The following is a 23952-nucleotide window of genomic DNA, read 5'->3' as shown; positions in this document are numbered from 1 at the left end:
CATGATTTCGTAAAAAGTGTAAATGAAAGGATGCAGCAAAAGCATCCTCATTGAGCGAGAAGTGAGCGGAATAAGCTGATTTAAGAATCATCCTGGGCTAAAGGGATAACGAAGCCCAGGTGATTGTTTTATCTCATAATACCCATAAAGCCATGCACTCCCATATACAATCCGACTAAACCAATTAACAGACTGGAAAAATAGGGGGCACGTTTAGCGAGGGTGTTAAATCCGCTCCAGCGTTTTGCAACCTGCTGAACACTGATTGCTGCGCCAACGCCTACGGTGACCAGCGTTAATGCCAGGCCGATGCTGAAACTGACGACCAGAGTTGCACCCAATGTGAGGGCTTTCAACTGAATGCAAATCAACAACACTGTTATTGCCGCAGGGCAGGGGATAAGCCCGCCGGTTAAGCCAAACAGCAAAATTTGCCAGTTGGTGACCTCTCTACCATCAAAGCGTCGTTTAATGTCACTGGCATGGGCCAGCGCATGAGCATCCTGATACTCGTCGCTCTGACCATGCTCGTGATGGTGATGATGTTCGTGATCATGGTCGTGATGATGTTCATGGTCATGATGGTGATGCTCGTGCATATTCTCAAGCCAGTTTCTTTCACCGCGCCAGGTACGCCAGAACATCCAGAATGCGGTGCCAAGAATGATCACCGCGGAAATCAACTGAAGCCACGGCTCCGCTGACTGCGCAGTAAAGCGTTTGCTGATCACCATCCCGCCAAAGGCAATCAACCAGACCACCGCCGTATGTGAAATAGTTGCCGCCAGTCCAAGCATCACCGCCTGTTTAATGGTGCCTTTAATGGCGATGATAAACGCTGCCATCATCGTTTTTGAGTGCCCTGGCTCCAGCCCATGAAGCGCACCAAGTAAGATGGCGCTGGGGATGAAAAACCAGGCGTTTCCTTGCTGAAGAAGAGTGGTAAATTCGGTCATGATAATAATTCTTAGTATTAAATCGACGCCCTGATTCTACTCCCCCCCAGTACATGATACTACCCCCCAGTAGATTAATAGTGCTATGATTTTTCATTATCTTGTTAACCAGGTGTTGCCATGTCTCATACCATCCGTGACAAACAGAAACTGAAAGCGCGCGCCAGTAAGATTCAGGGACAGGTTGTTGCGCTCAAGAAAATGCTCGACGAGCCGCACGAATGTGCTGCCGTACTACAACAGATTGCCGCCATTCGTGGTGCGGTAAACGGCTTGATGCGAGAAGTGATTAAAGGCCATCTGACGGAACACATTGTTCATCAGGGCGATGAATTAAAGCGTGAAGAAGATCTGGATGTCGTTCTGAAGGTGCTGGATTCTTATATAAAATAATTTCACAACGTTATTGTAATATCGCCGTTTTTCCTCGTTTACAACGTGTGCGCGGGGCCTTACCATCCTTATCTGCGATCCATCATCGCAACCAAACGACTCGGGGTGCCCTTCTGCGTGAAGGCTGAGAAATACCCGTATCACCTGATCTGGATAATGCCAGCGTAGGGAAGTCACAGACCATCAGGTCATTGCTTCTTCACGTTATGGCAGGAGCAAACTATGCAAGTCGACCTGCTGAGTTCCGCGCAATCTGCGCGCATGTTACACCTCTTTCACCAACACTCTCCCCTTGTGCATTGCATGACCAATGATGTGGTGCAAACCTTTACTGCCAATACCTTACTGGCGCTCGGTGCATCGCCAGCGATGGTTATCGAAACCGAAGAGGCCAGTCAGTTTGCGGCCATCGCCAGTGCCTTGTTGATTAACGTAGGCACACTGACGCAGCTACGAGCACAAGCGATGCGTGCTGCCGTAGAACAGGCAACACGCTCCCAAACCCCCTGGACGCTTGATCCGGTCGCGGTTGGCGCACTCGAATATCGCCGTCATTTTTGCCACGAACTTTTATCGTTAAAGCCAGCGGCGATACGCGGTAATGCCTCTGAAATTATGGCATTAGCTGGTATCGCCAATGGTGGTCGCGGTGTGGATTCCACCGACGCCGCAGCCAACGCGTTACCCGCAGCACAAACACTGGCGAATGAAACCGGGGCTGTCGTCGTGGTCACGGGCGAGGTAGATTATGTTACCGATGGTCGTCGCATCGTTGGCATTCACGGCGGCGATCCGTTAATGACCAAAGTAGTAGGAACTGGTTGTGCATTATCGGCAGTTGTCGCTGCCAGTTGTGCATTACCGGGCGATACGCTGGAAAATGTTGCATCTGCCTGCCACTGGATGAAACAAGCCGGAGAACGTGCGGTCGCCAGAAGCGAAGGGCCGGGCAGTTTTATCCCCCATTTCCTTGATGCGCTCTGGCAATTGACGCAGGAGGTGCAGGCATGAAACGGGTTAACGCTCTGACGATTGCCGGTACTGATCCGAGTGGTGGTGCGGGGATTCAGGCCGATCTTAAAACTTTCTCGGCACTTGGCGCTTATGGTTGTTCGGTAATCACCGCACTGGTGGCGCAAAATACCCGCGGTGTACAGTCGGTGTATCGCATTGAGCCTGACTTTGTTGCCGCACAACTCGACTCAGTGTTCAGCGATGTGCGAATCGATACCACCAAAATCGGCATGCTGGCAGAGACGGATATTGTTGAAGCGGTGGCAGAACGGCTGCAACGTTACCAGATCCAAAACGTGGTGCTGGATACCGTTATGCTGGCTAAAAGCGGTGATCCGCTGCTTTCACCTTCGGCGGTTGCCACGCTACGCAGTCAATTATTGCCGCAGGTTTCATTAATCACCCCAAATTTGCCGGAGGCTGCTGCTTTACTCGATTCTCCACACGCGCGTAATGAACAGGAAATGCTGGAGCAGGGGCGTGAATTATTGGCGATGGGCTGTGGTGCCGTGTTGATGAAAGGTGGTCATCTGGATGATGAGCAAAGCCCGGACTGGTTGTTTACCCGCGAAGGTGAACAACGGTTTACCGCACCGCGTATTATGACCAAAAACACGCATGGCACTGGTTGTACATTATCTGCGGCGCTGGCAGCGCTGCGTCCGCGTCACACGAATTGGGCTGACACCGTACAGGAAGCAAAAAGCTGGCTATCAGCGGCGTTAGCCCAGGCCGACACGCTGGAAGTTGGCCACGGGAATGGTCCGGTTCACCACTTTCACGCCTGGTGGTGAGCATCATACTATAGCTGCTTTGGCATTTTTCAGCGTGTTCGCGCTGAAATTCAGGGATGAAACCAATGCAGCTAAAAATAGCCAGTCGAAAAAAATTCACCGCCTTGTTCTGCGCTCTGGGGCTAATTTCCATCGTGGCGATTTATCCTCGTCAGACGGTGAATTTTTTCTGGTCGACAGCAATTCAGATTAAAGACTACATCCACTTTTATGGTTATCGCCCGGTCAAATCTTTTGCTATTCGAATCCCTGCCAATTACACCATTCATGGTATTGATGTTTCACGCTGGCAGGCGCGGATCGACTGGCAACGTGTCGCAAAAATGCGCGACAACGGTATCCGCTTACAGTTTGCTTTTATTAAGGCTACGGAAGGCGAAAAGCTGGTAGACCCGTATTTCTCGCGTAACTGGCGTCAAAGCTACAAAAATGGCTTATTGCGCGGGGCATATCACTATTTTTCTCCGTCGGTCTCAGCTTCCGTTCAGGCGCGATTATTTCTGCAAACGGTGGATTTCTCACAAGGCGATCTGCCAGCGGTGCTGGACGTAGAAGAACGTGGGAAATTATCGGCAAAAGAATTACGCAAGCGGGTAAGTCAGTGGCTAAAAATGGTTGAAAAGAGCACGGGCAAAAAGCCGATTATTTATGCGGGGGCGACGTTTTATCACACGAATCTGGCGGGATATTTCAATGAATACCCGTGGTGGGTGGCCCATTATTATCAGCGACGCCCGGACAATGACGGCCTGGCCTGGCATTTCTGGCAGCATTCCGACCGTGGACAGGTGGATGGCGTAAATGGTCCGGTGGATTTTAATGTGTTTAATGGCACGGTGGAGGAGCTGCAGGCTTTCGTTGATGGCATTAAAGAAACGCCTTAAATAACCAGCAGTGATATACTTCCTCCAGACTCCCCGGCAGGAAAAAGACAAATGGAACAAGCGCATACCCAGCTTATCGCTCAACTGAACGAACGTATTTTAGCGGCGGACAACACGCCGCTTTATATTAAGTTTGCCGAAACGGTAAAAAATGCCGTGCGCAGTGGGGTGCTGGAGCATGGAAATATTTTGCCCGGCGAGCGTGATTTAAGTCAGTTAACCGGCGTTTCGCGCATTACGGTGCGCAAGGCGATGCAGGCACTGGAAGAAGAGGGAGTGGTGACGCGTTCGCGTGGCTACGGAACGCAGATCAACAACATCTTCGAATACTCGTTGAAAGAAGCGCGAGGTTTTTCTCAGCAGGTGGTGTTGCGTGGGAAAAAACCCGATACGTTGTGGGTTAATAAGCGAGTGGTAAAGTGTCCCGAAGAAGTTGCGCAGCAACTGGCGATTGCCGCGGGCAGCGATGTCTTCTTGCTTAAGCGTATTCGCTATGTGGATGAAGAAGCGGTATCGATAGAAGAGTCGTGGGTTCCAGTGCATTTAATTCATGATGTTGATGCCATCGGTATTTCTCTCTATGACTATTTCCGCAGTCAGCGTATCTTTCCCCTGCGCACCCGTTCCCGCGTTAGCGCCCGAATGCCGGATGCCGAGTTTCAGTCACATATTCAGTTAGATAGCAAAATACCGGTGCTGGTGATCAAGCAAGTGGCGCTTGACCAACAGCAACGGCCTATTGAGTACAGCATCAGCCACTGTCGCAGCGATCTATACGTTTTTGTGTGTGAGGAGTAGTTCTTCGCGCGTTGGCGCGCAATCACCGCCGCGATGTCCGACAACCCACGACGCTACCGCATTGCCCAGCAATACGGCGTCTGCCAGTGGGAGACCGGAGGCCAGTCCGGCAAGCACGCCACCAGCATGGCTATCACCTGCGCCAATAGTGTCCACGACTTGCGTTGGAAATGCCGGAACGCAATCAGAAGCGTTGTTGCTGAAATACCACGCGCCTTCTTTATCGAGACGAACGATCAGCGGCGCGGCAAATTTCTCCTGCCATTGCGTGCCAAGCATTGTGATATTTGCGGATAAAGCAAAACGTTCGGCGGCAATCTCAGCTTCCTGGCGATTGAGCGACACCAGTGGCCGACAGGCCATGATGCGCGCAAGCAATGCATCCGGGATATCGTCAATCCGCGGGCCGAAATCAATAAACGGCGTCACGTCTTGCAGTCCTTCCAGCCATTCCACTAACAATTCGCCACAGGGCGAGGCCAGTTGATAACCGGAAAAATAGAGCAGGCTATCTGGTGCAACGGTTAATCGCGTCAGCCACTGGCTATTCCACTGATTTTCCACACCGCTGAACGACATAAAGGTACGTTCACCATCAGGTTCAACCAGCGCCAGACACCAGCCGTTATCGCCTTCGGCGTTATCGAGCAGGCTGAGCAATCCCTCTTTTGCCATCCGGTTACGAATAATCTCCGACCACACCCCCTGACCGAGCGGCAGGGCGTTATCCGCTTCTATACCGAGGCGCTTTAACGTCACGGCAATGTTCAGCGCACAGCCGCCAACATTTACGCTCTGCTGTTTCAGTTCGATATCGCACCCGCGCCAGGGCAGGGCGTAAGCGTCAGCGATCACATCAATGACAGCCGCACCGACAACCATCACCGGTTGACGCGTAGTTAATTGCGACAGCAGCGTGTGTAACCTGGTGCCGCTCATACCGCCTCCCGTTGTTGGCGATACTTCGCCAGCGCCGTGGCATAGCGGTTGAAATCAAGCTGATTAACCGCATCCAGCTCAGCCTTTAATGCCGGATCGATAGCATTTACGCCATGCAATGCGCCACAAATCGCCGTCGCCATAGCGCCGATGGTGTCAGTGTCACCACCAAGATTGGCGCACAGAATAGCGCAGCGGTTCGGATCGGTTTGTGCCAGTTCAACCAGCGCAATGGCGCACGGAACGGACTCAATAGTGCTGGTGCCTGCGCCAATCACTTGATATAGCTGTTCGCTGGCAGATTCGGTGCCGTCGGCGTGACGAACGATTTTTAGTGCAATCTCCAGACGTGCCGCCAGTGAGGCGCTGAAGGTAGTGATGCGTTTTTGTTGAGCATGTCGCGCAATCGAGGGTAGAGAATCAACAATCGCTGACCAGCTTTCGCCGTCAATGGCACGAGAAATCGCCCATGCAATAACCACCGCCCCCGCAATCGCCAGATCGGATTTATGGGTCGGGCTGGACGCCAGCGCCACATCATCAATAAAGGAATCAACATCACGCGCCGGGAGTAAACACCCCAATGGTGAGACGCGCATCGCCGCACCGTTAGTCACGCCGTTGTTTTCCAGTTCAGCGACGGGTTTACCGTCGCGAATGGCGTTAAGCGCAATTTTTGAGGTCGGGCCAAGCACGTTTTTGTTGAAGGCGTCGAAACGCAGTGCCCAGTCGAGGATTTTACGCCCAATCAGATCCGGGTCGATCTCGCCTTCGCGTTCCAGCAACGCATCCGCCAGGCACAGCGCCATCGAGGTGTCGTCGGTAAATTCGGCGCGGTTAAAATAGCAGGCCGCGTTATTCTCCTTTGGGCCGGGCAGAAAACGGTCAATCCAGCCAAAATGCGCTTTGACGCGGCTGCGCGGCCAAAGCTCGGAGGGCATCCCCATCGCATCCCCTAACGCCTGCCCGTAAAGAGCACCGAGAATACGTTCTGTTTTCATTTTGCTTCCCCTTGTGTCAACGCAATATCGCGATCATCGACCCTAATAGCCGTAATTTCGTTGTCGGATTCGCGGAAAAAAATCATGAACAGCACGGCGATAATGGCAATCATCACCGCACCGAAAGTCCATATCCCGGCCCAGTTGAAGGTCAGCCCGTTGACTGGTTCCTGATAAGCGAACATCATTTCCATCATTACGCCGCCAAGACGATAGCCGAGCAAACTACCGAAACCCTGGCAGCAGAGCGTAATCAACCCCTGCGCGGCAGTACGCATGTGCACGGGGGCTTTTTTGTCGACATAGATGTATGCGGTAACGTAGTAAAAATCGTAACTTACGCCGTGCAGCAAAATGCCGAGGAACAATAGTGCGTAGGTGAAATATTCATCCGCGCTGCCGTAAATAAAGAAGCCATAACGAATCGCAGCGGTGACCAGACCAAGTAATAATACCTTTTTGATACCAAATCGTTTGGTGAAAAACGGCAATGCCAGCATAAAGAAGATTTCAGAGAACTGGCCGAGCGTCATCCAGCCGGTCGCGTTTTTCATACCGACTTCGGTCAGATAACCGTTGGCAAAGATGTAATAGAACGCCAGCGGCATAGCAAACAGGAATGAACAGAAGAAAAAGACGAGGAAGTTTTTATCGCGCAGCAGGATCAGTGCATCCAGGCCAAGCATGACTTTAATATCCATTTTGCCAGTGCTTTTTGGTGGTGTGTCGGGCAGGAAACATGCAAACACACCGAGTAGAGCAGAACTTCCGGCGGTAATCAGCAGCGGAATATTAGTCGGTGAGATATCGGCATAACCCAGCATTTGCGGCAAGAATCCACATGCCAGACCAGAGGCAATCCAGCCGATAGTACCCATCACACGAATGCGTGGGAAATCACGTTCCACATCCGGCACGTTGGCAAAGGCGATGCTATTAGTCAGTGCAATGGTCGGCATATAGGTTAGCGAGTAGGCCAGCAGTAACGGGAAGAATCCGGCAAAAGTGGTCTGTTGCGCAGCGAAATACATCAGCACTGCACCTGCGAACATCAACACAGCCAGCACTTTCTGCGCCGAGAAAAAGCGGTCAGTGATGGAGCCAACCAGAATAGGGGACAGGATCGCCGCGATGGCGGTACAGGCATACGACCAGCTAATTTCTCCGGCACTAAACCCGCTTTTACTTAACCACAGCCACAATGGTACAAACCACGCGCCCCAGATAAACCATTCAACAAACATCATGAACGACAGCTTTGCTGTTGTTTTCATCTTTTGATTCCTTCATGACAGGTAATGTAAGGTACGCGCTGACAATACCATTTGATGATACCTTTTAAATACCTTTGTGGTGAAATCTTGACCGCGGTAACACTTTTTCTGATGAGTCGTGCCAACAGGAAACGCTGAAAAAACAGCCGAAAGATGGAAAAAATAGCTCATAACGACCAGGATTATAATTGCCCGCAAAAGGTGGGCCAGGACAATCCATAGCCGATATCCAATCGGAATTTACGGGAGCATAGTAATGACAGATATTGCGCAGTTGCTTGGCAAAGATGCCGACAACCTTTTACAGCATCGTTGTATGACTATTCCTTCTGACCAGCTTTATCTCCCCGGACATGACTACGTAGACCGCGTGATGATTGACAATAATCGTCCGCCAGCGGTGCTGCGTAATATGCAGACGCTCTACAACACCGGGCGTCTGGCTGGCACAGGATATCTTTCTATTCTGCCGGTTGACCAGGGCGTCGAGCACTCTGCCGGAGCTTCATTTGCCGCTAACCCGCTCTACTTTGACCCGAAGAACATTGTGGAACTGGCGATCGAAGCGGGCTGCAACTGTGTGGCGTCAACTTACGGCGTGCTGGCATCGGTATCGCGGCGTTACGCGCACCGCATTCCATTCCTCGTCAAACTTAATCACAACGAGACGCTAAGTTACCCGAACACCTACGATCAAACGCTGTATGCCAGCGTGGAGCAGGCGTTCAACATGGGCGCGGTGGCGGTTGGCGCGACCATCTATTTTGGCTCGCAAGAGTCACGTCGCCAGATTGAAGAAATTTCTGCGGCCTTTGAACGTGCACATGAGCTGGGCATGGTGACCGTGCTGTGGGCTTATTTGCGCAACTCCGCCTTTAAGAAAGAGGGCATCGATTACCATGTTTCCGCTGACCTGACCGGTCAGGCGAACCATCTGGCGGCGACCATTGGCGCGGATATTGTCAAACAAAAAATGGCGGAGAATAACGGCGGCTATAAAGCGATTAATTACGGTTATACCGACGATCGCGTTTACAGCAAGTTAACCAGCGAAAACCCGATTGACCTGGTGCGTTATCAGTTAGCTAACTGTTATATGGGCCGCGCAGGGCTGATTAACTCCGGCGGTGCCGCGGGCGGTGAAACCGACCTTAGCGATGCGGTGCGTACTGCGGTTATCAACAAACGCGCGGGCGGAATGGGGCTGATTCTCGGGCGTAAAGCGTTCAAGAAATCGATGGCCGACGGCGTGAAACTGATTAACGCCGTGCAGGACGTTTATCTCGATAGCAAAATTACGATTGCCTGATACGCTTCATTTATCTGGCCTGCGAACAACACACCTCCCGTAGGCCGGATAAGGCGTTCGCACCGCATCCGGCAAAAATTGATGTACCCCTGTTCAGGAGAGAATAAATTTTTGACTAGCGCAATAACGGGCAGTCCGGCGGTAATCGACAACGCAACGCCGCCGGAAGTATTTCTATATGAAAACGTTGGCCACTTAATGGTTCGCCATCAAGGTTAAAGGTGATTTCATGAGGCGCTTGTATCTCGAACCACGCCGAAGCGCCTTCAACAATATTCGGGTTTTCTTCATCAGGTTTTAAGGTTGAGAAGAGAGCGGGAAGAATTTCGTCACCGGTGAAAATACGCAGTTGCAATAACCCATCGTTAATCAGCGCATTCGGGCACAGTTGCTGACCGCCACCGGCCTGACGCCCGTTGCCAATACCAATAACCAGCGCATCGCCTTGCCAGTGAAAATTTTCACCACGGATTTCGCAGCGGTCCGGTTGCAACGTATCCATGCGCATTAAGCCGTGAATGATGTAAGAGACGCCACCCAGCGCGGCTTTTAATTTCTCCGGTGTTTCGGTGGTAATGCGCGTACCAAATCCGCCCGTCGCCATGTTGATAAAACAGGTTTGTTTGTTGACCTGCGCCATATCAATCGCAATGGCGTTACCGGCAATTGCCAGTTTAAGTGCCTTATCCAGCGCTTCAGGAATACCCACACTGGTGGCAAAATCGTTCGCTGTACCTAGCGGCAATATTCCCAAAGCAGGAATGTCATCACCTTCGCACTGAATCAATGCCGTGGAGACTTCATTAATAGTGCCATCTCCACCTCCGGCAATTACCGTTGCAACGCCAAGCTGACGGGCTTCAGCAACATAACGCGCGGCATCATCTTTCTCCCAGGTGGTTCGTACATGGATCGTCATTCCTTCCTCACGCAACAGCATAATCGCTTCGCGCAATATCTCATTGCCAGCACTTTTGCCGTTAAGAATCAGTAAGCTGGCGGGAAAATCTGCCATGGTCGTCTGCCTTTATGATTGGTCTGTAGATAGTGTAGAGCAGAAAAGAAAAGGCGGAGTCAGAACAGGATGAAAGCGTGGTACAAAAAAATAAGCCCGTGTAAGGGAGATTACACAGGCTAAGGAGGTGGTTCCTGGTACAGCTAGCATTTTATGGGTTATGTTTTTCAGCGAAACAGATAATAACCTTAATAAATGCAGCCGTATGTGATCGGTTTCTAAGAATTTTCTATCCGGGAAAAATAATCGAAATGAATCACTTACCGTGCGGGTTACGCGTGGTTTCCCCGGAGAAATTACGCATCAGCAGTGCGTAATTCAGCTCGAGATCCTGCGGAACCGGGAGCCACACGGTATAGCCATCGCCAGGCGCGACCGGCATCGCTTCACCTTTGGCGTTTTCCATGTGCTCAAGGGTAAAGTTGATATTGCCCTGTGGCGTCATCAGTTCCAGGCTGTCGCCAACGGAGAATTTATTTTTCACCGCTACGGCTGCCAGAGAGCCTTTACGCTCACCGGTAAACTCTCCAACAAACTGCTGGCGGTCAGAAACGGAATAACCGTATTCGTAGTTCTGGTAATCGTCGTGAGTATGACGACGCAGGAAACCTTCGGTGTAACCACGATGCGCCAGGCCTTCCAGTGTTTCCAGCAGGCTGGTGTCGAACGGTTTGCCCGCAGCGGCGTCATCGATAGCTTTACGATAAACCTGCGCGGTACGTGCACAATAGTAGAAAGATTTAGTGCGGCCTTCGATTTTCAGCGAATGCACGCCCATTTTGGTCAGGCGTTCAACGTGGGCGATGGCGCGCAGATCTTTCGAGTTCATGATGTAAGTGCCGTGCTCATCTTCAAACGCGGTCATATACTCGCCCGGGCGCTGGGCTTCTTCGATCATAAACACTTTGTCGGTTGGCGCACCGATACCCAGCGTCGGCTCGACGTTTTGCACCGGAATCGGCTCGTATTTGTGTACGATGTTGCCAACGTCATCTTCTTTCCCTTCCTGCACGTTGTACTCCCAACGGCAGGCGTTGGTGCAGGTGCCCTGGTTTGGATCGCGTTTGTTGATGTAGCCAGAGAGCAGGCAGCGGCCGGAGTAGGCCATGCACAGCGCGCCGTGAACGAAGATTTCAAGCTCCATATCCGGAACCTGATTGCGGATCTCTTCAATCTCTTCCAGCGACAGCTCGCGGGAGAGGATCACGCGGGTCAACCCCATTTGCTGCCAGAATTTCACCGTCGCCCAGTTTACGGCGTTGGCCTGCACGGAAAGGTGGATCGGCATTTCAGGGAAGTGTTCACGCACCAGCATAATCAGCCCCGGATCGGACATAATCAGTGCGTCCGGCCCCATTTCCACCACCGGTTTCAGATCACGGATAAAGGTTTTTAGCTTGGCATTGTGTGGCGCAATGTTGACCACGACATAAAACTTTTTCCCCAGCGCGTGGGCTTCATTGATGCCGAGCTGGAGATTTTCGTGGTTAAATTCGTTGTTGCGCACACGCAGGGAGTAACGCGGTTGCCCCGCATAAACAGCATCTGCGCCATAAGCGAAAGCGTAACGCATATTTTTCAGCGTTCCCGCCGGGGAAAGGAGTTCCGGTTTAAACATAATTCTCTCGTTCTGATGACAGGTCAGATCCGCTTCACCTGATGAAGCGGTTAGGGGAGTGTCCCCACTTTAAGGGCGGGCATTGTAGCGCAATCGGTGGGGTTGGCTCCAGTGCAAATGTCTGGTCGCGTCCTGGTTTTGGTAAGGATACGAATAACGATAATTTCTTCGGCACTTGCAGGAAATAAATAACGTGGCGTTCAAAAAGAAGAACAAAAATTCTTTCACCTGATATGAAACTTATCCTCCCATTATTTTAATGGCGCGGATTGATCCTTAGCATCAATAAGTAAGTGTTTATTAGAAATAAAGCCGGGCGCGTTATCCGCGCCCGGCATAACAATTAAGTCTTATCTTTCACAGTCTGGCTTACGCCATTGTTTTTTACTGAGGCAATTCCGATTTCGCGTGATTGAGCGGTGGCGTACATTTGACTGGAGCCGATTATCTGATGATTAGCGGCTTTCAGATTGAAATAAAATTTGCCGTTGCTCGCTGTTTTTTTCTCATAGCGTTCATCCTGCGGGCTGTTGCTTTGCACAGAGGCAATGCCCTTTTCCGCAGCGGCTTTTGAGGTATACAGTTCGCTGGTGAGAATAGTCTCACCGTTACCCGCTTTTAACACAAACCGGAACTGATTATCACTGCTCTTATTGAGTTCAAACCAACCAGCCATAATGACTCCTTGATTGAAATTGCGTATTGAAAACAGTATGTAACGATTTAAGTATGGGTGATATTCATAAGGTTGCCAATCAGGGGAATACCCCCCTAAAGGAGCTGTCTCTTGATCAGATCTCCTGATCAAGAGACAGCTCCTTTCAGAGAGGGGCATGACGGATTAATAAACAAGGAATTCAGCCCTCGCGAGGGCAAAGATACGTTAAACAATGCGGCAGGCGTCGGCTTCCCAGCGATAACCGACACCGTAAACGGCGCGGATAAATGACTGCTCTTCGTCCAGTGCTTCCAGCTTGCGGCGCAGGTTTTTAATGTGGCTATCGATGGTACGGTCGGTCACTACGCGGTAGTCGTCATAAAGATGATTGAGTAACTGCTCGCGGGAGAACACTTTTCCCGGTTCATGGGAGAGCGTTTTCAGCAGGCGAAATTCCGCAGGGGTCAGATCAAGCATTTTGCCGCGCCACGAAGCCTGAAAACGACCTTCGTCGATAATTAACGGGCTTTCTGCATCCTGCTGTTGCAACTCACGCTGCGGTTTGCAACGACGCAATATAGTTTTGACGCGCGCTACCACTTCCCGCGGGCTATACGGTTTACAGATGTAATCATCAGCACCGATTTCCAGCCCCAGCAGGCGGTCGATCTCTTCGATTTTCGCTGTCACCATAACAATGGGAATATCAGAAAAACGACGAATCTCCCGACACAGTGTCAGACCATCGGTGCCTGGTAGCATCAGATCTAACAGGATCAGATCCGGTGGCGTCTGGCGCACATACGGCAGTACCTGATCGCCGTGGCTAATCAACGTCGGCGCATAGCTTGCGGCACGCAGATAATCAATGAGCAACTGCCCCAGTTTGGGTTCATCTTCCACGATCAAAATACGCGGCGTGTTTTCGTCGATAGGTAACTCGGTCATACTTCTCTCTGTAAATCCCGTTCCAGCGGTAACTCTACTGTAATGCTAACCCCGCCAAAAGGCGAATGGGCGGCAACAATGCGACCATTATGTGCTTCAACAATGTTCAGGCAAATTGCCAACCCCAGCCCGGAGCCGCCGCTGGCACGGTTGCGGGAACCTTCCGTGCGATAAAAACGCTCAAACAATTTTTGTAACTGATCGTCGCTGACTCCCGGTGCGCTGTCGGCAAAGGTCAGATGCACCATTTTGTCGTGCTGTTCGGCGGAAATATGCAGGCCACCGCCACTGTCGGTGTAGCGCAGGCTGTTTTCCAGTAAGTTATTAAACAACTGCATTAAACGATCGCGATCGCCAAATACGGTAATGCTGTCCGGCAAGGAGAATTGCAGAGTCAACCCACGACTGGCGAAACGTTCGCGAAATGCGCCGCCCGCGACTTCAAGTAGTGGAACGAGATCCACCGTTGCTTTCTGGTAGGCGAGAGCGCCTTCATCAGACATCGACAACTGATGGAGATCGTCGACCAGTTTAGTCAACGTTCCGACCTCCGCCTGTAAAGAAGCCACTGTCTCTGGCGTGAATTTACGTACACCATCCTGGATGGCTTCCAGTTCGCCGCGCAGTACCGCTAAAGGCGTGCGCAGTTCGTGAGAAATGTCGGCCATAAAATCGCGGCGCATCTGCTGGTTTTTCTCCAGCGTACTGGCGAGCTGGTTGAAGTCCTGTGCCAGTTTGCCCAGTTCGTCTTCGCTGGTGGGCGTCACGCGAGTGGTGAAATCACCTGCTGCCAGTTTGTGCGTGCCGTCAACTAACCGTTTTACCGGTGCCAGCAAGCCGCGTGCCAGTGGGAACGTCGCCAGCGCTGCCAGTAAAGTAGATAAAGCCACAATCAGCCAACTGGTTTGCCGTTGTTGCTTATCAAAATTGATATCGGTATTGCGGGTCAGCCGCTCGACAGGGGAGGCGATCACCGCGCCGACTTCCAGACCATTGACCAGAATAGGCCGCCGTGTGCCGTCCGGTGGAATAGGTGAGCGAGGGCCAACCAGCACTTTGTTATTTTGATCGACCACCCAGAATTGGGTGCGCCAGCCGTGCGGCGGCATACCGGGGCCGGGCTTATCGTCGTTGCTATCATGTTCAAGTGAACGCAGGATCTGAAACACAAAACGATCGTTGTTACGCAGGAAGCGCCAGTTGCCATGCTGGGCGTACTGCTCGCCAAGTGCGTCGCCAAGCATTTGCAGCCGTTGCTCATTGCCATGCTTAATGTAATCGATAAAGCCGCGCTCAAAACTGATACGCACCGCCCAGTGCATCGTGATCAGCAAGACGATGCAGGTGGCGAAGATCGCCAGAAACAGTTTGCCGGTAATGCCGGGCCGCCAGAACTTCATTCAGTGCTCCTTTTGCGCCGCGAAATAGCCACATTTTGATGTGTATCGTTCGGAACTCTGGCAAAGATGAACGCCGGAAGGGCGATAAGAAACGCCATGCTTAGCCAGGTGTACATAAAGACGGTTTGTGTGGCACCGCTGTCGACGCTGACATGCTGCGAACCAAAAAGCCCAAGCAACAGCCCGGCGATGGTCACGCCGATACTCATCGACAATTGCATAATCATCGACAGCAGGCTGTTGCCACTGCTTGCCAGTTTGTCCGGCAGATCTTTCAGTGTCAGCGTGTTCATGGAGGAAAAACGCGTTGAGTTGACCATCCCTTGTAAAAACAGAACGAATGGTAAAACGTAGTACCAGCCAAGCAGCGCGGTGGCCATAAACAGCAGTGTGACCAGCGACAGGCCCAGCGTAGTCGCCACCAGTACCCGACGATAACCAAAGCGGTTCACTACCTGCACGACTATCCGCTTCATCCCCATGCTGCCGAGCACCATTGGGATCATCATCAATCCGGCATGAAAGGGTGAGAAGCCGAGACCAATCTGCAAGAAAACCGGCGTCATAAAGGGCAACATACCGCTGCCGATACGTCCGGCGAAGCTCCCCGCCAGGCCCAACGAAAAGGTACGGGTGCGGAACAGTTTCAGGCTGAACAGGGCGCGGGCGTTATTTCTGGCATGTATGAGATAAAGCATAAGCGCCACCACGCCAACAGCAACCAGGCCAGCAATCGCCAGCGGCGATAAGCCCGTACCTTTACTGCCATCCAGCGCCAGCGTTAATACCGCCATGCCAACCGCCAGCAACAGAAAGCCGGAGAGATCAAAGCGCCGCGTCTGCATGGTGTAGTTCGGCATTAACATTAGTGTGGCGATCGCGCCGATAATTCCAACCGGAATGTTGATCAAAAAGATCCAGTGCCATGACGCGTACTCCACCAGCAGTCCGCCCAGCGCCGGGCCAAGCAGTGGGCCAACCTGGCCAGGCAGCGTCACAAAGGTCATCGCCGCCATATATTGCTCGCGCGGAACAATTTTCATCACCGTCAACCTGCCAACCGGCACCATCATCGCACCGCCCACGCCCTGCAATGCGCGCGCCAGCAACAGTTCATTAAGGGTGCCGGAAAGCGCGCAAAACAGTGAACCAAGGGTAAACAGGACAATAGCGGTAAAGAAAATATTGCGCACGCCGACTTTGTCCGCCAGCCAGCCGCTGGCAGGCAGCATCACCGCCACGGTCAGCACATAAGAGACAATGACCATGTGCATATGCAGCGGGCTTTCCCCCAGGCTTTGCGCCATTGAGGGAAGGGCAGTGTTAACGATGGTGGTGTCCAGCGACTGCATAAAGAAGCCGAAAGCCACAATCCACAATTGCCAGCGGGTGCTGTCGGGAAGATCTGTCATTTACTCGGTTACCGTTTCTTTAGATTTTCGCGAAAAACGCAGTCGCAGACGGTCGAAAAAGAGATACACCACCGGCGTGGTATACAGCGTCAGGAGCTGACTCATCACCAGGCCGCCGACAATGGTGATCCCCAATGGTTGCCGCAGTTCCGAGCCATCGCCGCCCGACAATACCAGCGGCAGCGCGCCAAACAGCGCCGCCAGGGTCGTCATCATTATCGGGCGAAAACGCAGCAGGCAGGCCTGGAAAATGGCCTCCTGCGGCGTCAGATTAGCGTGGCGTTGGGCTTCAAGCGCAAAATCGACCATCATGATGGCGTTTTTCTTCACGATGCCGATTAATAGCATAATCCCTATCAGGGCGACCAGGCTGAACGGAGCATTAAACAGCTCCAGCGCCAGTAGCGCTCCAACGCCCGCCGAGGGCAGGGTGGAGAGAATGGTCAGCGGATGCACGTAACTCTCGTACAACATCCCCAGCACGATATACACCGTGGCGATGGCCGCGATAATCAGGATCACCTGCGAATTCATCGTCTCCTGGAACACTTGCGCCGTTCCGGCAAAACTGCCGCGCACCGTGGAAGGTACGCCAAGCTGCGTCATTGCGCGGTCGATTGCCGCACTGGCGTCCGAGAGTGATTTCCCGGTCGGCAGGTTGAACGAGATGGTTGAGGCTGCGGACAGTCCCTGATGATTCACTGACAGCGGCGCATTCGCCGGTTGCCATTTAGCGAAATATGACAGCGGGATCGCTTTGCCTTCGTTATTAATGACGAACATTTTTTCCAGCGCGCTGATGTCCTGGGTATAGCGCGGATCAACTTCCATCACCACTTTATACTGGTTCATTGGCTGGTAAATGGTCGAGATTTGCCGCTGACCGAAGGCGTTATTCAGCAGGCTGTTAGCGGCCTGCACGTCGATTCCCAATCGCGCCATCGTGTCGCGGTCGTAAACCAGGTTCATCTCCGCGCCGTTGTCTTGCTGGTCAGAGTTAACGTCCGCCAGTTCCGGCAACGTCGCCAGTTTTTTGCGGATTTTCGGCTCCCATTCGCGCAGTGCTGCCAGATCGTCAGACAATAACGTGTACTGGTAGCTGGCGTTCGACTGACGTCCGCCAACGCGAATATCCTGTACCGCCATCAGGAACAGATTCGCCCCTGGCTCTTTCGCCAGCTTCACGCGCAGACGGTCGATAATTTGCTGGGCGGTTTCGCTGCGTTCATCGCGCGGTTTCAGCGTGATAAACATCATTCCGCTGTTAACTCGCGAGCCACCGGTAAAGCCAGTGACATTATCCACCGCCGGGTCATCACGGATAATTTTCATGAAGTCCTGCAACTTACCGCGCATCGCCTGAAACGAAATGCTCTGATCGGCCTGTATCCCGCCCATCAGTACGCCGGTGTCCTGCTCCGGGAAGAAAGTTTTCGGGATCGAGATATACAGCCAGATATTCAGCGCAATGGTGCCAAGCAGCACTACGCCTACCAGACGGGTGTGATTGAGAACCCATTTCAGCGACTTGCCGTAGCCTTGTTGCAGTGCAACCAGCATCCGGCCAAAACCGCGTAACCGTGTTTGCTCACGCGGCTTGCTGGCTTTCAGCATCCAGCCGCACATCATCGGCGTCAGCGTCAGGGAAACCAGCAGTGAAATACCTATCGCCACCGAAAGCGTCACGGCAAACTCGCGTAACAAGCGCCCCGGCAAGCCGCCCATCAACAACAGCGGCAGGAACACAGCTACCAGTGACAGGCTCATCGACAGAACTGTAAAACCGACTTCGCGGGTGCCTTGCAGTGCGGCCTGTAGCGGTTTCATTCCCGCTTCCAGATGACGGGCAATGTTTTCCAGCACCACGATGGCGTCATCGACTACAAAGCCAGTAGCGATGGTGAGTGCCATCAGCGACAGGTTATTGAGACTGAAACCGCAAAGATACATCGCTGCAAAGGTGCCAATCAGCGAAACCGGCACTGCAACCGCAGGAATGATCGTCGCCCGACCTGAACGCAGGAACAAAAAGACCACTAAAATCACCAGCGCCACCGAAATAATCAGCGTCTGCTCGACTTCTTCCAGCGAGGCGCGAATGGTGGGGGAGCGATCCTGAGCTATTTGCAGATCAATCGCCGCCGGGATTGTCTCCTGTAACTCCGGTAATTTCGCCCGGATGCTGTCTACCGTCTGGATGATATTGGCTTCCGGCAGTTTGCGGATCATCAACAAAATAGCCGGTTTGGCGTTGGTCATCCCGGCGTTGCGCACATCCTGTACTGAGTCGGTTACCGTTGCCACATCACCCAGACGAACCGCGCCGCCGTTGTTGTAATGAATAATCAACGGCTGGTATTCGGCGGCAGTTTTCAGCTCATCGTTGGTCTGGATCTGCCAGCGGTGAGTGTCATCTTCCAGCGCCCCCTGCGGTTTACGCACGTTGGCATTGCTGATGGCGGTGCGCACATCGTCCAGCGACACGCCCTGATTAAACAGCGCCTGTGGATTCAGCCCGACGCGCACCGCAGGCAGCGAGCTGCCGCCGACATCGACATCACCGACGCCGTCGATTTGTGCAATTGTCGGAGCCAGTTGCGTCGAGGCAAAATCGTACAGTTCCCCCTGCGAATAAGTATCGGACGTCAGCGTCAGGATCATAATTGGTGCATCCGACGGGTTCGCTTTGCGATAAGTCGGACGGCTTGGCATCCCACTGGGCAGCAGACTTTGGGCGGCGTTGATCGCCGCCTGTACATCGCGCGCCGCGCCGTTGATATCCCGGTCAAAATCAAACTGCAAAATGATACGCGTGCTGCCGAGCGAACTGCTGGAGGTCATTTCACTGACTCCGGCAATGCGTCCAAGCGAGCGTTCCAGCGGTGTGGCAACGGAAGACGCCATCGTCTCTGGCGACGCACCGGGCAGCGAGGCGCTGACCATAATTACCGGAAAATCGACCTGCGGCAGCGGGGCGACCGGCAGCATACGGAAGCCCAGTATGCCGCAAAGGGTAATGGCAACCGACAGTAAAATCGTCGCCACCGGGCGGTAAATGAAGAGGGCAAAAAACTTCACTTACGCCTCCTCTTCATGGCGGGCAAAGCGGCTTTTGGTCCACAATGCCAGGCGGTCGAACAGCAGATAAATCACCGGCGTGGTGAACAGCGTCAGCACCTGACTGACAACCAGACCGCCGACCATGCCGATACCTAACGGACGACGCAGTTCCGCGCCGACTCCGGTACTCAACATCAGCGGCAATGCACCGAGCAGCGCTGCCAGCGTGGTCATCAGGATCGGACGAAAACGCAGCAGGCAGGCCTGGTAGATGGCATCTCGCGGTGACATGCCTTGCTCGCGCTCAGCGGCCAGCGCGAAGTCGATCATCATGATGGCGTTTTTCTTCACAATACCGATCAGCAAAATAATGCCGATAATGGCGATCACATCCAGCTCACTACCGGCAATCAGCAACGCCAGCAATGCGCCGACACCTGCCGTTGGCAACGTCGAGAGAATAGTGATCGGGTGAATAAAGCTTTCGTACAGAATACCGAGCACGATATACATCGCCACCACTGCCGCGACAATCAGCCAGACAGTGCTACCCAATGCCGACTGGAAGGCGAGGGTACTACCCTGGAATTGCGTGGTGATATCCACTGGCAGATTTAGCGTCTTCTCGGTATCCATAATCGCCTGCACCGCATCGCCCAGTGAATAGTTATCCGGCACGTTAAAGGAGATGGTCGTTACCGGGAACTGATCCAGATGGTTGATGGAGAGCGGCGCAAAACGCTGCTCAATTTTAGCTATCGAGCTGAGTGGCACTACGCCGCCGTCGCTGCTGGTCAGGCGAATGGTATCCAGCGCCGCCAGCCCTGGTGTGTTTTCAGTGTTGTGCTCCAGCACCACGCGATACTGGTTGGCCTGAGTATAAATCGTCGAAATTAGCCGCTGACCAAAGGCGTTGTACAGGGCGTTATCAACATCCGCCATGCTGATCCCCAGACGGCTGGCGCTGTCGCGATCAACGTTAACATACGCCACCAGTCCTTTGTCCTGCCAGTCGCTGGAGACATCAGAAAGCTGCGGCAGTTGCTGGAGTTTTTCCATTAGCTGCGGCACCCAGGTACTGAGCGCATCCAAAGACGTGGCCTGCAATGTAAACTGGTACTGCGTGCGGCTGACCTGAGTATCGATGGTCAGATCCTGCGTTGGCTGCAGGAAGAGATCGACGCCCGGCACTTTATCTACCGCCGTTTGCAAACGGGCGATAACTTTTTGTACCCGATCATCACGCTCATCCAGCGGTTTCAGATTGATCTGCAAACGCGCACTGTTCAGCGACGGGTTAGTGCCATCAACGCCCACAAATGAGGTCAGGCTTTGCACTGCCGGGTCTTGCAAAATCACCTCCGCGACCTGGCGTTGCCGCTGGGCCATATTGGCAAAGGAGCTGGATTGCGGTGCCTGCAAGGTGCCCTGAATAATGCCGTTGTCTTGCACCGGAAAGAAGCCTTTTGGAATAAATACCCACAGCAGCACGCTAAGCAGCAGCGTACTGAGCGCCACGCTTAAGGTCAGCCACGGATGATTCAGCACTTTCGTAAGTCCGCGACCATAGGCGGCGATTATCCGCTCGAACATTTTTTCCGAGGCGCGGGAGAAGCGGTTCTGTTTACGCAGCGACTCCTGGCTAAGCATCCGCGCGCACATCATCGGCGTCAGGGTCAGCGACACGACGGCTGAGATCAAAATCGCTACTGCCAGAGTAATGGCAAATTCGCGGAACAGTCGCCCGACGATATCGCCCATAAACAGCAATGGGATCAGCACTGCAATCAGCGAGAAGGTCAGCGAGATAATGGTAAAGCCGATTTCGCCTGCACCCTTGAGCGCCGCTGCCAGCGGTTTTTCACCTTTTTCGATATAGCGCGAAATGTTTTCGATCACCACGATGGCATCATCGACCACAAACCCGGTGGCGATGGTTAACGCCATCAGGGTCAGGTTATTGATCGAGAAATCGAGAAATACCATGACCGCGAAGGTGCCGATTAACGACAGCGGCACCGCGACGCCAGGAATGATGGTTGCCGGAATATTTCGTAGAAACAGGTAGATAATCATCACCACCAGCGCGATAGCCATCATCAGCTCAAACTGGGTATCGTCGACCGATGCGCGGATATTGGTGGTGCGGTCAGAAAGCACCGTCACTTTTACCGATTTCGGCAGACTCTCAGTGAGCTGCGGCAGCATCTGACGAATGCTGTCAGCGGTGGAGATAATGTTAGCGCCAGGCTGGCGCTGAACATTCATGACGATGGCTTGTTCTTTATTCGCCCACGCACCAAGCCAGGTGTTTTCCGCCCCTTGTTCTACGGTAGCGACATCGCCAAGACGAATCGGCGCGCCGTTCTGGTACGCGATAATTAACTGACGGTACTCTTCCGCAGACTGCATTTGATCGTTTGCGGAAAGCGTGACTGCGCGGGAGGGGCCGTCGAGGCTACCTTTAGCTGAGTTAACGTTCGCGCCGGTAATAGCTGTGCGTACAGTTTCGCTGGTCAGGCCGAGGGCGGCAATCGCCTGAGCGTTAAGTTTGACGCGAACGGCCGGACGCTGACCGCCGGAAAGCGTTACCAGCCCGACGCCGGAAATCTGCGAGATTTTCTGCGCCACGCGGGTTTCTACCATATCTTCCACCTGCGTCATCGGCATGGCGGTTGAGGTAACGGCAAGCGTCATGATCGGCGGATCTGCCGGATTCACTTTGCTGTAAACCGGTGGGTTAGGCAGATCGCCTGGTAACAGGTTAGTGGCGGCGTTAATTGCGGCCTGCACTTCCTGCTCGGCAACGTCCAGCGGTAATGTTAGCTGGAACTGTAAAGTGATGACCGACGCGCCGCCGGAACTTTGCGACGACATCTGTTTCAGTCCGGACATTTGCCCGAACTGGCGTTCAAGTGGCGCGGTAACGGCAGAGGTCATCACATCCGGGCTGGCACCGGGGTAAAGCGTAACCACCTGAATCGTCGGATAATCCACTTCCGGCAACGCCGAAACGGGCAGGGTGCGGTAGCCAATAATCCCGGCGAGTAAGATCGCTACCATCAGCAGCGTGGTGGCGACAGGACGCATAATAAACAGGCGCGACGGGCCGCCTGTGCTGCTCGGAGGTAACACCTGCATCAGGAGCGCGCTCCTTTTTTCGCATATTCGCGGCTGGTGGCTTTCTCTTCTGGTGTGCTTGTGCCTTGCGCTTCAACCACTTCCACTTTCGCCCCTTCGGTCAGGCGGTCAATGCCGTCCGTCACTACCCGATCGCCTGCGGAAATACCTGCGCGGATCACCACTTTCTGGCTGTCCTGAATGCCCGGTGTCACCAGATGCTTGCTGACTTTGTTTTCGCTATTCAGCACCCAGACAAAGTGACCTTCGTTACCCATTTGCAGTGCAGCGGTTGGGATCACCACGGCGTTTTGTTCAGTGTCCACTAACATGCGGGCGTTAACAAACTGGTTGGGGAACAGCGCATCATCCTGATTATTAAAGCGTGCTTTTACTTTGATGGTGCCAGTGGTGGCGTCGATTTGGTTATCGAGACTTAACAGCGTACCTTCACTTAATTTCTTCGAGTTGGTGCGATCCCAGGCTTCAACAACCAGCGGTTTTCCGGATTTTTGTGCCTGCACAACGGTGGCGATATCGCTTTCCGGTAGAGTAAATACCAGATCGATAGGATGCGTCTGGGTGATCACCACAATGCCAGTGGTATCGCCGCTGGAGATTTGGTTACCGACATCAACCTGTTTCAGGCCAACCCGACCATCGACTGGTGCGGTGATGCGACTCCAGTCGAGTTGCAGTTGTGCGCTGGCAACGCTGGCTTCATCCGCCTTAATGGTGCCTTCGGTTTCACTGACCAGTGCCTGTTGGGCATCCAGTTCCTGACGGGAAACGAGGTTGGTTTTTGCCAGTTGTTGATAACGCGCCAAATCACGGCGGGCATTGGCAAGTGTGGCTTTATCTTTTGCCAGTTGTCCTTGTGCCTGGGCCAGTGCAACTTTGAACTGGCTGGGATCAATCTCAGCCAGTAAATCCCCCGCTTTTACCTGCTGACCTTCCTGAAAATGCAACGCCATCAACTGGCCGTCAACGCGACTGCGCACTGTGACGGTGTTTGCAGCGGTAATGGTGCCAAGCCCGGTGAGATAACGCGGAACTGCCTGTTCAACGGCAGTTGCTGCCTGCACGGGAGCCAGCGGTCCGGAGCGCATACCACGACGGCCACCGGCTGGCGGCTGCTGCGCTTGCTTCGTCGCACCTGGCGCTGCGCTCTGGGATTCATTGCGGCCTTGCCAGAACCAGAATGCGGCGATGGCGGCGATAACCACCACGATTACGATTACCCAACGGGATTTATAACTGCCTTTCATCGTTAAGAGTTTCTCTTCCTGAAACGTTTCGCGGAATGATACTAGTGTAGCCAGCTAATCAGGGAGAAAAATGGAGGAATTATGAAACAGT

Annotated in this window: 19 protein-coding genes and 1 riboswitch; of the genes, 6 read left to right on the top strand and 13 right to left on the bottom strand. The window is 53.2% G+C overall.

Annotated features, from left to right (window positions below; genetic code table 11):
• Positions 1 to 128: 128 nt before the first annotated feature.
• Positions 129 to 956 (bottom strand): nickel/cobalt efflux protein RcnA, encoded by an 828-nt coding sequence (gene rcnA, locus A1WG_RS20275; protein WP_000134639.1) that lies wholly within the window; start codon positions 954 to 956, stop codon positions 129 to 131.
• Positions 957 to 1076: 120 nt separating this feature from the next.
• On the opposite strand from rcnA, the gene rcnR reads away from it, so the two are divergent.
• From rcnR to A1WG_RS20300, 5 genes are all read left to right on the top strand, one after another.
• Complete coding sequence (rcnR, locus tag A1WG_RS20280) at positions 1077 to 1349, top strand: Ni(II)/Co(II)-binding transcriptional repressor RcnR (RefSeq protein WP_000019944.1); 273 nt, start codon at positions 1077 to 1079, stop codon at positions 1347 to 1349.
• 91 nt (positions 1350 to 1440) lie between these two features.
• Positions 1441 to 1537: riboswitch (TPP riboswitch) on the top strand.
• A 34-nt stretch (positions 1538 to 1571) separates the two neighbouring features.
• The gene (gene thiM, locus A1WG_RS20285; protein ID WP_001195641.1) at positions 1572 to 2360 is read left to right on the top strand and encodes a hydroxyethylthiazole kinase; all 789 of its coding nucleotides are present in this window, start codon (positions 1572 to 1574) and stop codon (positions 2358 to 2360) included.
• Complete coding sequence (gene thiD, locus A1WG_RS20290) at positions 2357 to 3157, top strand: bifunctional hydroxymethylpyrimidine kinase/phosphomethylpyrimidine kinase (RefSeq protein ID WP_001516674.1); 801 nt, start codon at positions 2357 to 2359, stop codon at positions 3155 to 3157. Before thiM ends, thiD begins: the two co-directional genes overlap by 4 nt.
• A gap of 65 nt (positions 3158 to 3222) precedes the next feature.
• Positions 3223 to 4041 carry a glycoside hydrolase family 25 protein gene (locus tag A1WG_RS20295; RefSeq protein ID WP_001516673.1) on the top strand — a complete coding sequence of 273 codons (819 nt, stop codon included), beginning with the start codon at positions 3223 to 3225 and terminating at the stop codon, positions 4039 to 4041.
• Positions 4042 to 4092: 51 nt separating this feature from the next.
• Positions 4093 to 4839, top strand: a complete 747-nt coding sequence (locus A1WG_RS20300; protein WP_000434029.1) for a GntR family transcriptional regulator — start codon at positions 4093 to 4095, stop codon at positions 4837 to 4839.
• Here the strand turns inward: A1WG_RS20300 and A1WG_RS20305 are convergent.
• The 3 genes from A1WG_RS20305 to A1WG_RS20315 are packed head-to-tail and all read right to left on the bottom strand — an operon-like array spanning position 4813 to position 8053.
• Positions 4813 to 5778 (bottom strand): carbohydrate kinase family protein, encoded by a 966-nt coding sequence (locus A1WG_RS20305; protein ID WP_001516672.1) that lies wholly within the window; start codon positions 5776 to 5778, stop codon positions 4813 to 4815. The genes A1WG_RS20300 and A1WG_RS20305 overlap by 27 nt on opposite strands.
• Positions 5775 to 6779 carry an ADP-ribosylglycohydrolase family protein gene (locus tag A1WG_RS20310; protein WP_000846195.1) on the bottom strand — a complete coding sequence of 335 codons (1005 nt, stop codon included), beginning with the start codon at positions 6777 to 6779 and terminating at the stop codon, positions 5775 to 5777. Before A1WG_RS20310 ends, A1WG_RS20305 begins: the two co-directional genes overlap by 4 nt.
• Positions 6776 to 8053, bottom strand: a complete 1278-nt coding sequence (locus A1WG_RS20315; RefSeq protein WP_001516671.1) for a nucleoside permease — start codon at positions 8051 to 8053, stop codon at positions 6776 to 6778. Before A1WG_RS20315 ends, A1WG_RS20310 begins: the two co-directional genes overlap by 4 nt.
• A 256-nt stretch (positions 8054 to 8309) precedes the next feature.
• On the opposite strand from A1WG_RS20315, the gene fbaB reads away from it, so the two are divergent.
• Positions 8310 to 9362: a class I fructose-bisphosphate aldolase gene (fbaB, locus tag A1WG_RS20320; protein WP_000129564.1), complete on the top strand. Its 1053-nt coding sequence runs from the start codon at positions 8310 to 8312 to the stop codon at positions 9360 to 9362.
• 115 nt (positions 9363 to 9477) lie between these two features.
• Here the strand turns inward: fbaB and yegS are convergent, their stop codons facing one another.
• The 9 genes from yegS to mdtA form a co-directional block, all read right to left on the bottom strand.
• The gene (gene yegS / locus A1WG_RS20325) at positions 9478 to 10377 is read right to left on the bottom strand and encodes a lipid kinase YegS (protein ID WP_000753102.1); all 900 of its coding nucleotides are present in this window, start codon (positions 10375 to 10377) and stop codon (positions 9478 to 9480) included.
• Between the two features lie 256 nt (positions 10378 to 10633).
• Positions 10634 to 11995, bottom strand: a complete 1362-nt coding sequence (yegQ, locus tag A1WG_RS20330; protein WP_000476033.1) for a prephenate-dependent tRNA uridine(34) hydroxylase TrhP — start codon at positions 11993 to 11995, stop codon at positions 10634 to 10636.
• A gap of 343 nt (positions 11996 to 12338) precedes the next feature.
• On the bottom strand, positions 12339 to 12671 hold the full coding sequence (locus tag A1WG_RS20335; RefSeq protein WP_001516646.1) for a YegP family protein: 333 nt from the start codon (positions 12669 to 12671) through the stop codon (positions 12339 to 12341).
• Positions 12672 to 12878: 207 nt separating this feature from the next.
• Complete coding sequence (gene baeR, locus A1WG_RS20340) at positions 12879 to 13601, bottom strand: envelope stress response regulator BaeR (protein ID WP_000137876.1); 723 nt, start codon at positions 13599 to 13601, stop codon at positions 12879 to 12881.
• Positions 13598 to 15001: an envelope stress sensor histidine kinase BaeS gene (gene baeS, locus A1WG_RS20345; RefSeq protein WP_000675181.1), complete on the bottom strand. Its 1404-nt coding sequence runs from the start codon at positions 14999 to 15001 to the stop codon at positions 13598 to 13600. Before baeS ends, baeR begins: the two co-directional genes overlap by 4 nt.
• The gene (locus A1WG_RS20350; protein WP_000130868.1) at positions 14998 to 16413 is read right to left on the bottom strand and encodes an MFS transporter; all 1416 of its coding nucleotides are present in this window, start codon (positions 16411 to 16413) and stop codon (positions 14998 to 15000) included. The genes baeS and A1WG_RS20350 overlap by 4 nt, the downstream gene beginning before the upstream one ends.
• Positions 16414 to 19491 carry a multidrug efflux RND transporter permease subunit MdtC gene (mdtC, locus tag A1WG_RS20355; protein ID WP_000667491.1) on the bottom strand — a complete coding sequence of 1026 codons (3078 nt, stop codon included), beginning with the start codon at positions 19489 to 19491 and terminating at the stop codon, positions 16414 to 16416. It abuts the gene before it with no gap.
• On the bottom strand, positions 19492 to 22614 hold the full coding sequence (mdtB, locus tag A1WG_RS20360; protein WP_001516645.1) for a multidrug efflux RND transporter permease subunit MdtB: 3123 nt from the start codon (positions 22612 to 22614) through the stop codon (positions 19492 to 19494).
• Positions 22614 to 23861 carry a multidrug efflux RND transporter subunit MdtA gene (gene mdtA, locus A1WG_RS20365; protein WP_000679018.1) on the bottom strand — a complete coding sequence of 416 codons (1248 nt, stop codon included), beginning with the start codon at positions 23859 to 23861 and terminating at the stop codon, positions 22614 to 22616. The genes mdtB and mdtA overlap by 1 nt, the downstream gene beginning before the upstream one ends.
• Between the last annotated feature and the right edge of the window lie 91 nt (positions 23862 to 23952).

Source organism: Escherichia sp. KTE96, from assembly GCF_000408525.1.
Lineage (GTDB): Bacteria > Pseudomonadota > Gammaproteobacteria > Enterobacterales > Enterobacteriaceae > Escherichia > Escherichia marmotae.
The sequence above is the reverse complement of the archived record's forward strand: the minus strand, read 5'-3'. Positions and strand labels throughout refer to the sequence as shown.

Bases quoted from the DNA above. Each gene is read 5' to 3' on its own strand.
- rcnA (WP_000134639.1), bottom strand. From the start codon at position 956: ATGACCGAATTTACCACTCTTCTTCAGCAAGGAAACGCCTGGTTTTTC.
- rcnR (WP_000019944.1), top strand. From the start codon at position 1,077: ATGTCTCATACCATCCGTGACAAACAGAAACTGAAAGCGCGCGCCAGT.
- thiM (WP_001195641.1), top strand. From the start codon at position 1,572: ATGCAAGTCGACCTGCTGAGTTCCGCGCAATCTGCGCGCATGTTACAC.
- thiD (WP_001516674.1), top strand. From the start codon at position 2,357: ATGAAACGGGTTAACGCTCTGACGATTGCCGGTACTGATCCGAGTGGT.
- A1WG_RS20295 (WP_001516673.1), top strand. From the start codon at position 3,223: ATGCAGCTAAAAATAGCCAGTCGAAAAAAATTCACCGCCTTGTTCTGC.
- A1WG_RS20300 (WP_000434029.1), top strand. From the start codon at position 4,093: ATGGAACAAGCGCATACCCAGCTTATCGCTCAACTGAACGAACGTATT.
- A1WG_RS20305 (WP_001516672.1), bottom strand. From the start codon at position 5,778: ATGAGCGGCACCAGGTTACACACGCTGCTGTCGCAATTAACTACGCGT.
- A1WG_RS20310 (WP_000846195.1), bottom strand. From the start codon at position 6,779: ATGAAAACAGAACGTATTCTCGGTGCTCTTTACGGGCAGGCGTTAGGG.
- A1WG_RS20315 (WP_001516671.1), bottom strand. From the start codon at position 8,053: ATGAAAACAACAGCAAAGCTGTCGTTCATGATGTTTGTTGAATGGTTT.
- fbaB (WP_000129564.1), top strand. From the start codon at position 8,310: ATGACAGATATTGCGCAGTTGCTTGGCAAAGATGCCGACAACCTTTTA.
- yegS (WP_000753102.1), bottom strand. From the start codon at position 10,377: ATGGCAGATTTTCCCGCCAGCTTACTGATTCTTAACGGCAAAAGTGCT.
- yegQ (WP_000476033.1), bottom strand. From the start codon at position 11,995: ATGTTTAAACCGGAACTCCTTTCCCCGGCGGGAACGCTGAAAAATATG.
- A1WG_RS20335 (WP_001516646.1), bottom strand. From the start codon at position 12,671: ATGGCTGGTTGGTTTGAACTCAATAAGAGCAGTGATAATCAGTTCCGG.
- baeR (WP_000137876.1), bottom strand. From the start codon at position 13,601: ATGACCGAGTTACCTATCGACGAAAACACGCCGCGTATTTTGATCGTG.
- baeS (WP_000675181.1), bottom strand. From the start codon at position 15,001: ATGAAGTTCTGGCGGCCCGGCATTACCGGCAAACTGTTTCTGGCGATC.
- A1WG_RS20350 (WP_000130868.1), bottom strand. From the start codon at position 16,413: ATGACAGATCTTCCCGACAGCACCCGCTGGCAATTGTGGATTGTGGCT.
- mdtB (WP_001516645.1), bottom strand. From the start codon at position 22,614: ATGCAGGTGTTACCTCCGAGCAGCACAGGCGGCCCGTCGCGCCTGTTT.
- mdtA (WP_000679018.1), bottom strand. From the start codon at position 23,861: ATGAAAGGCAGTTATAAATCCCGTTGGGTAATCGTAATCGTGGTGGTT.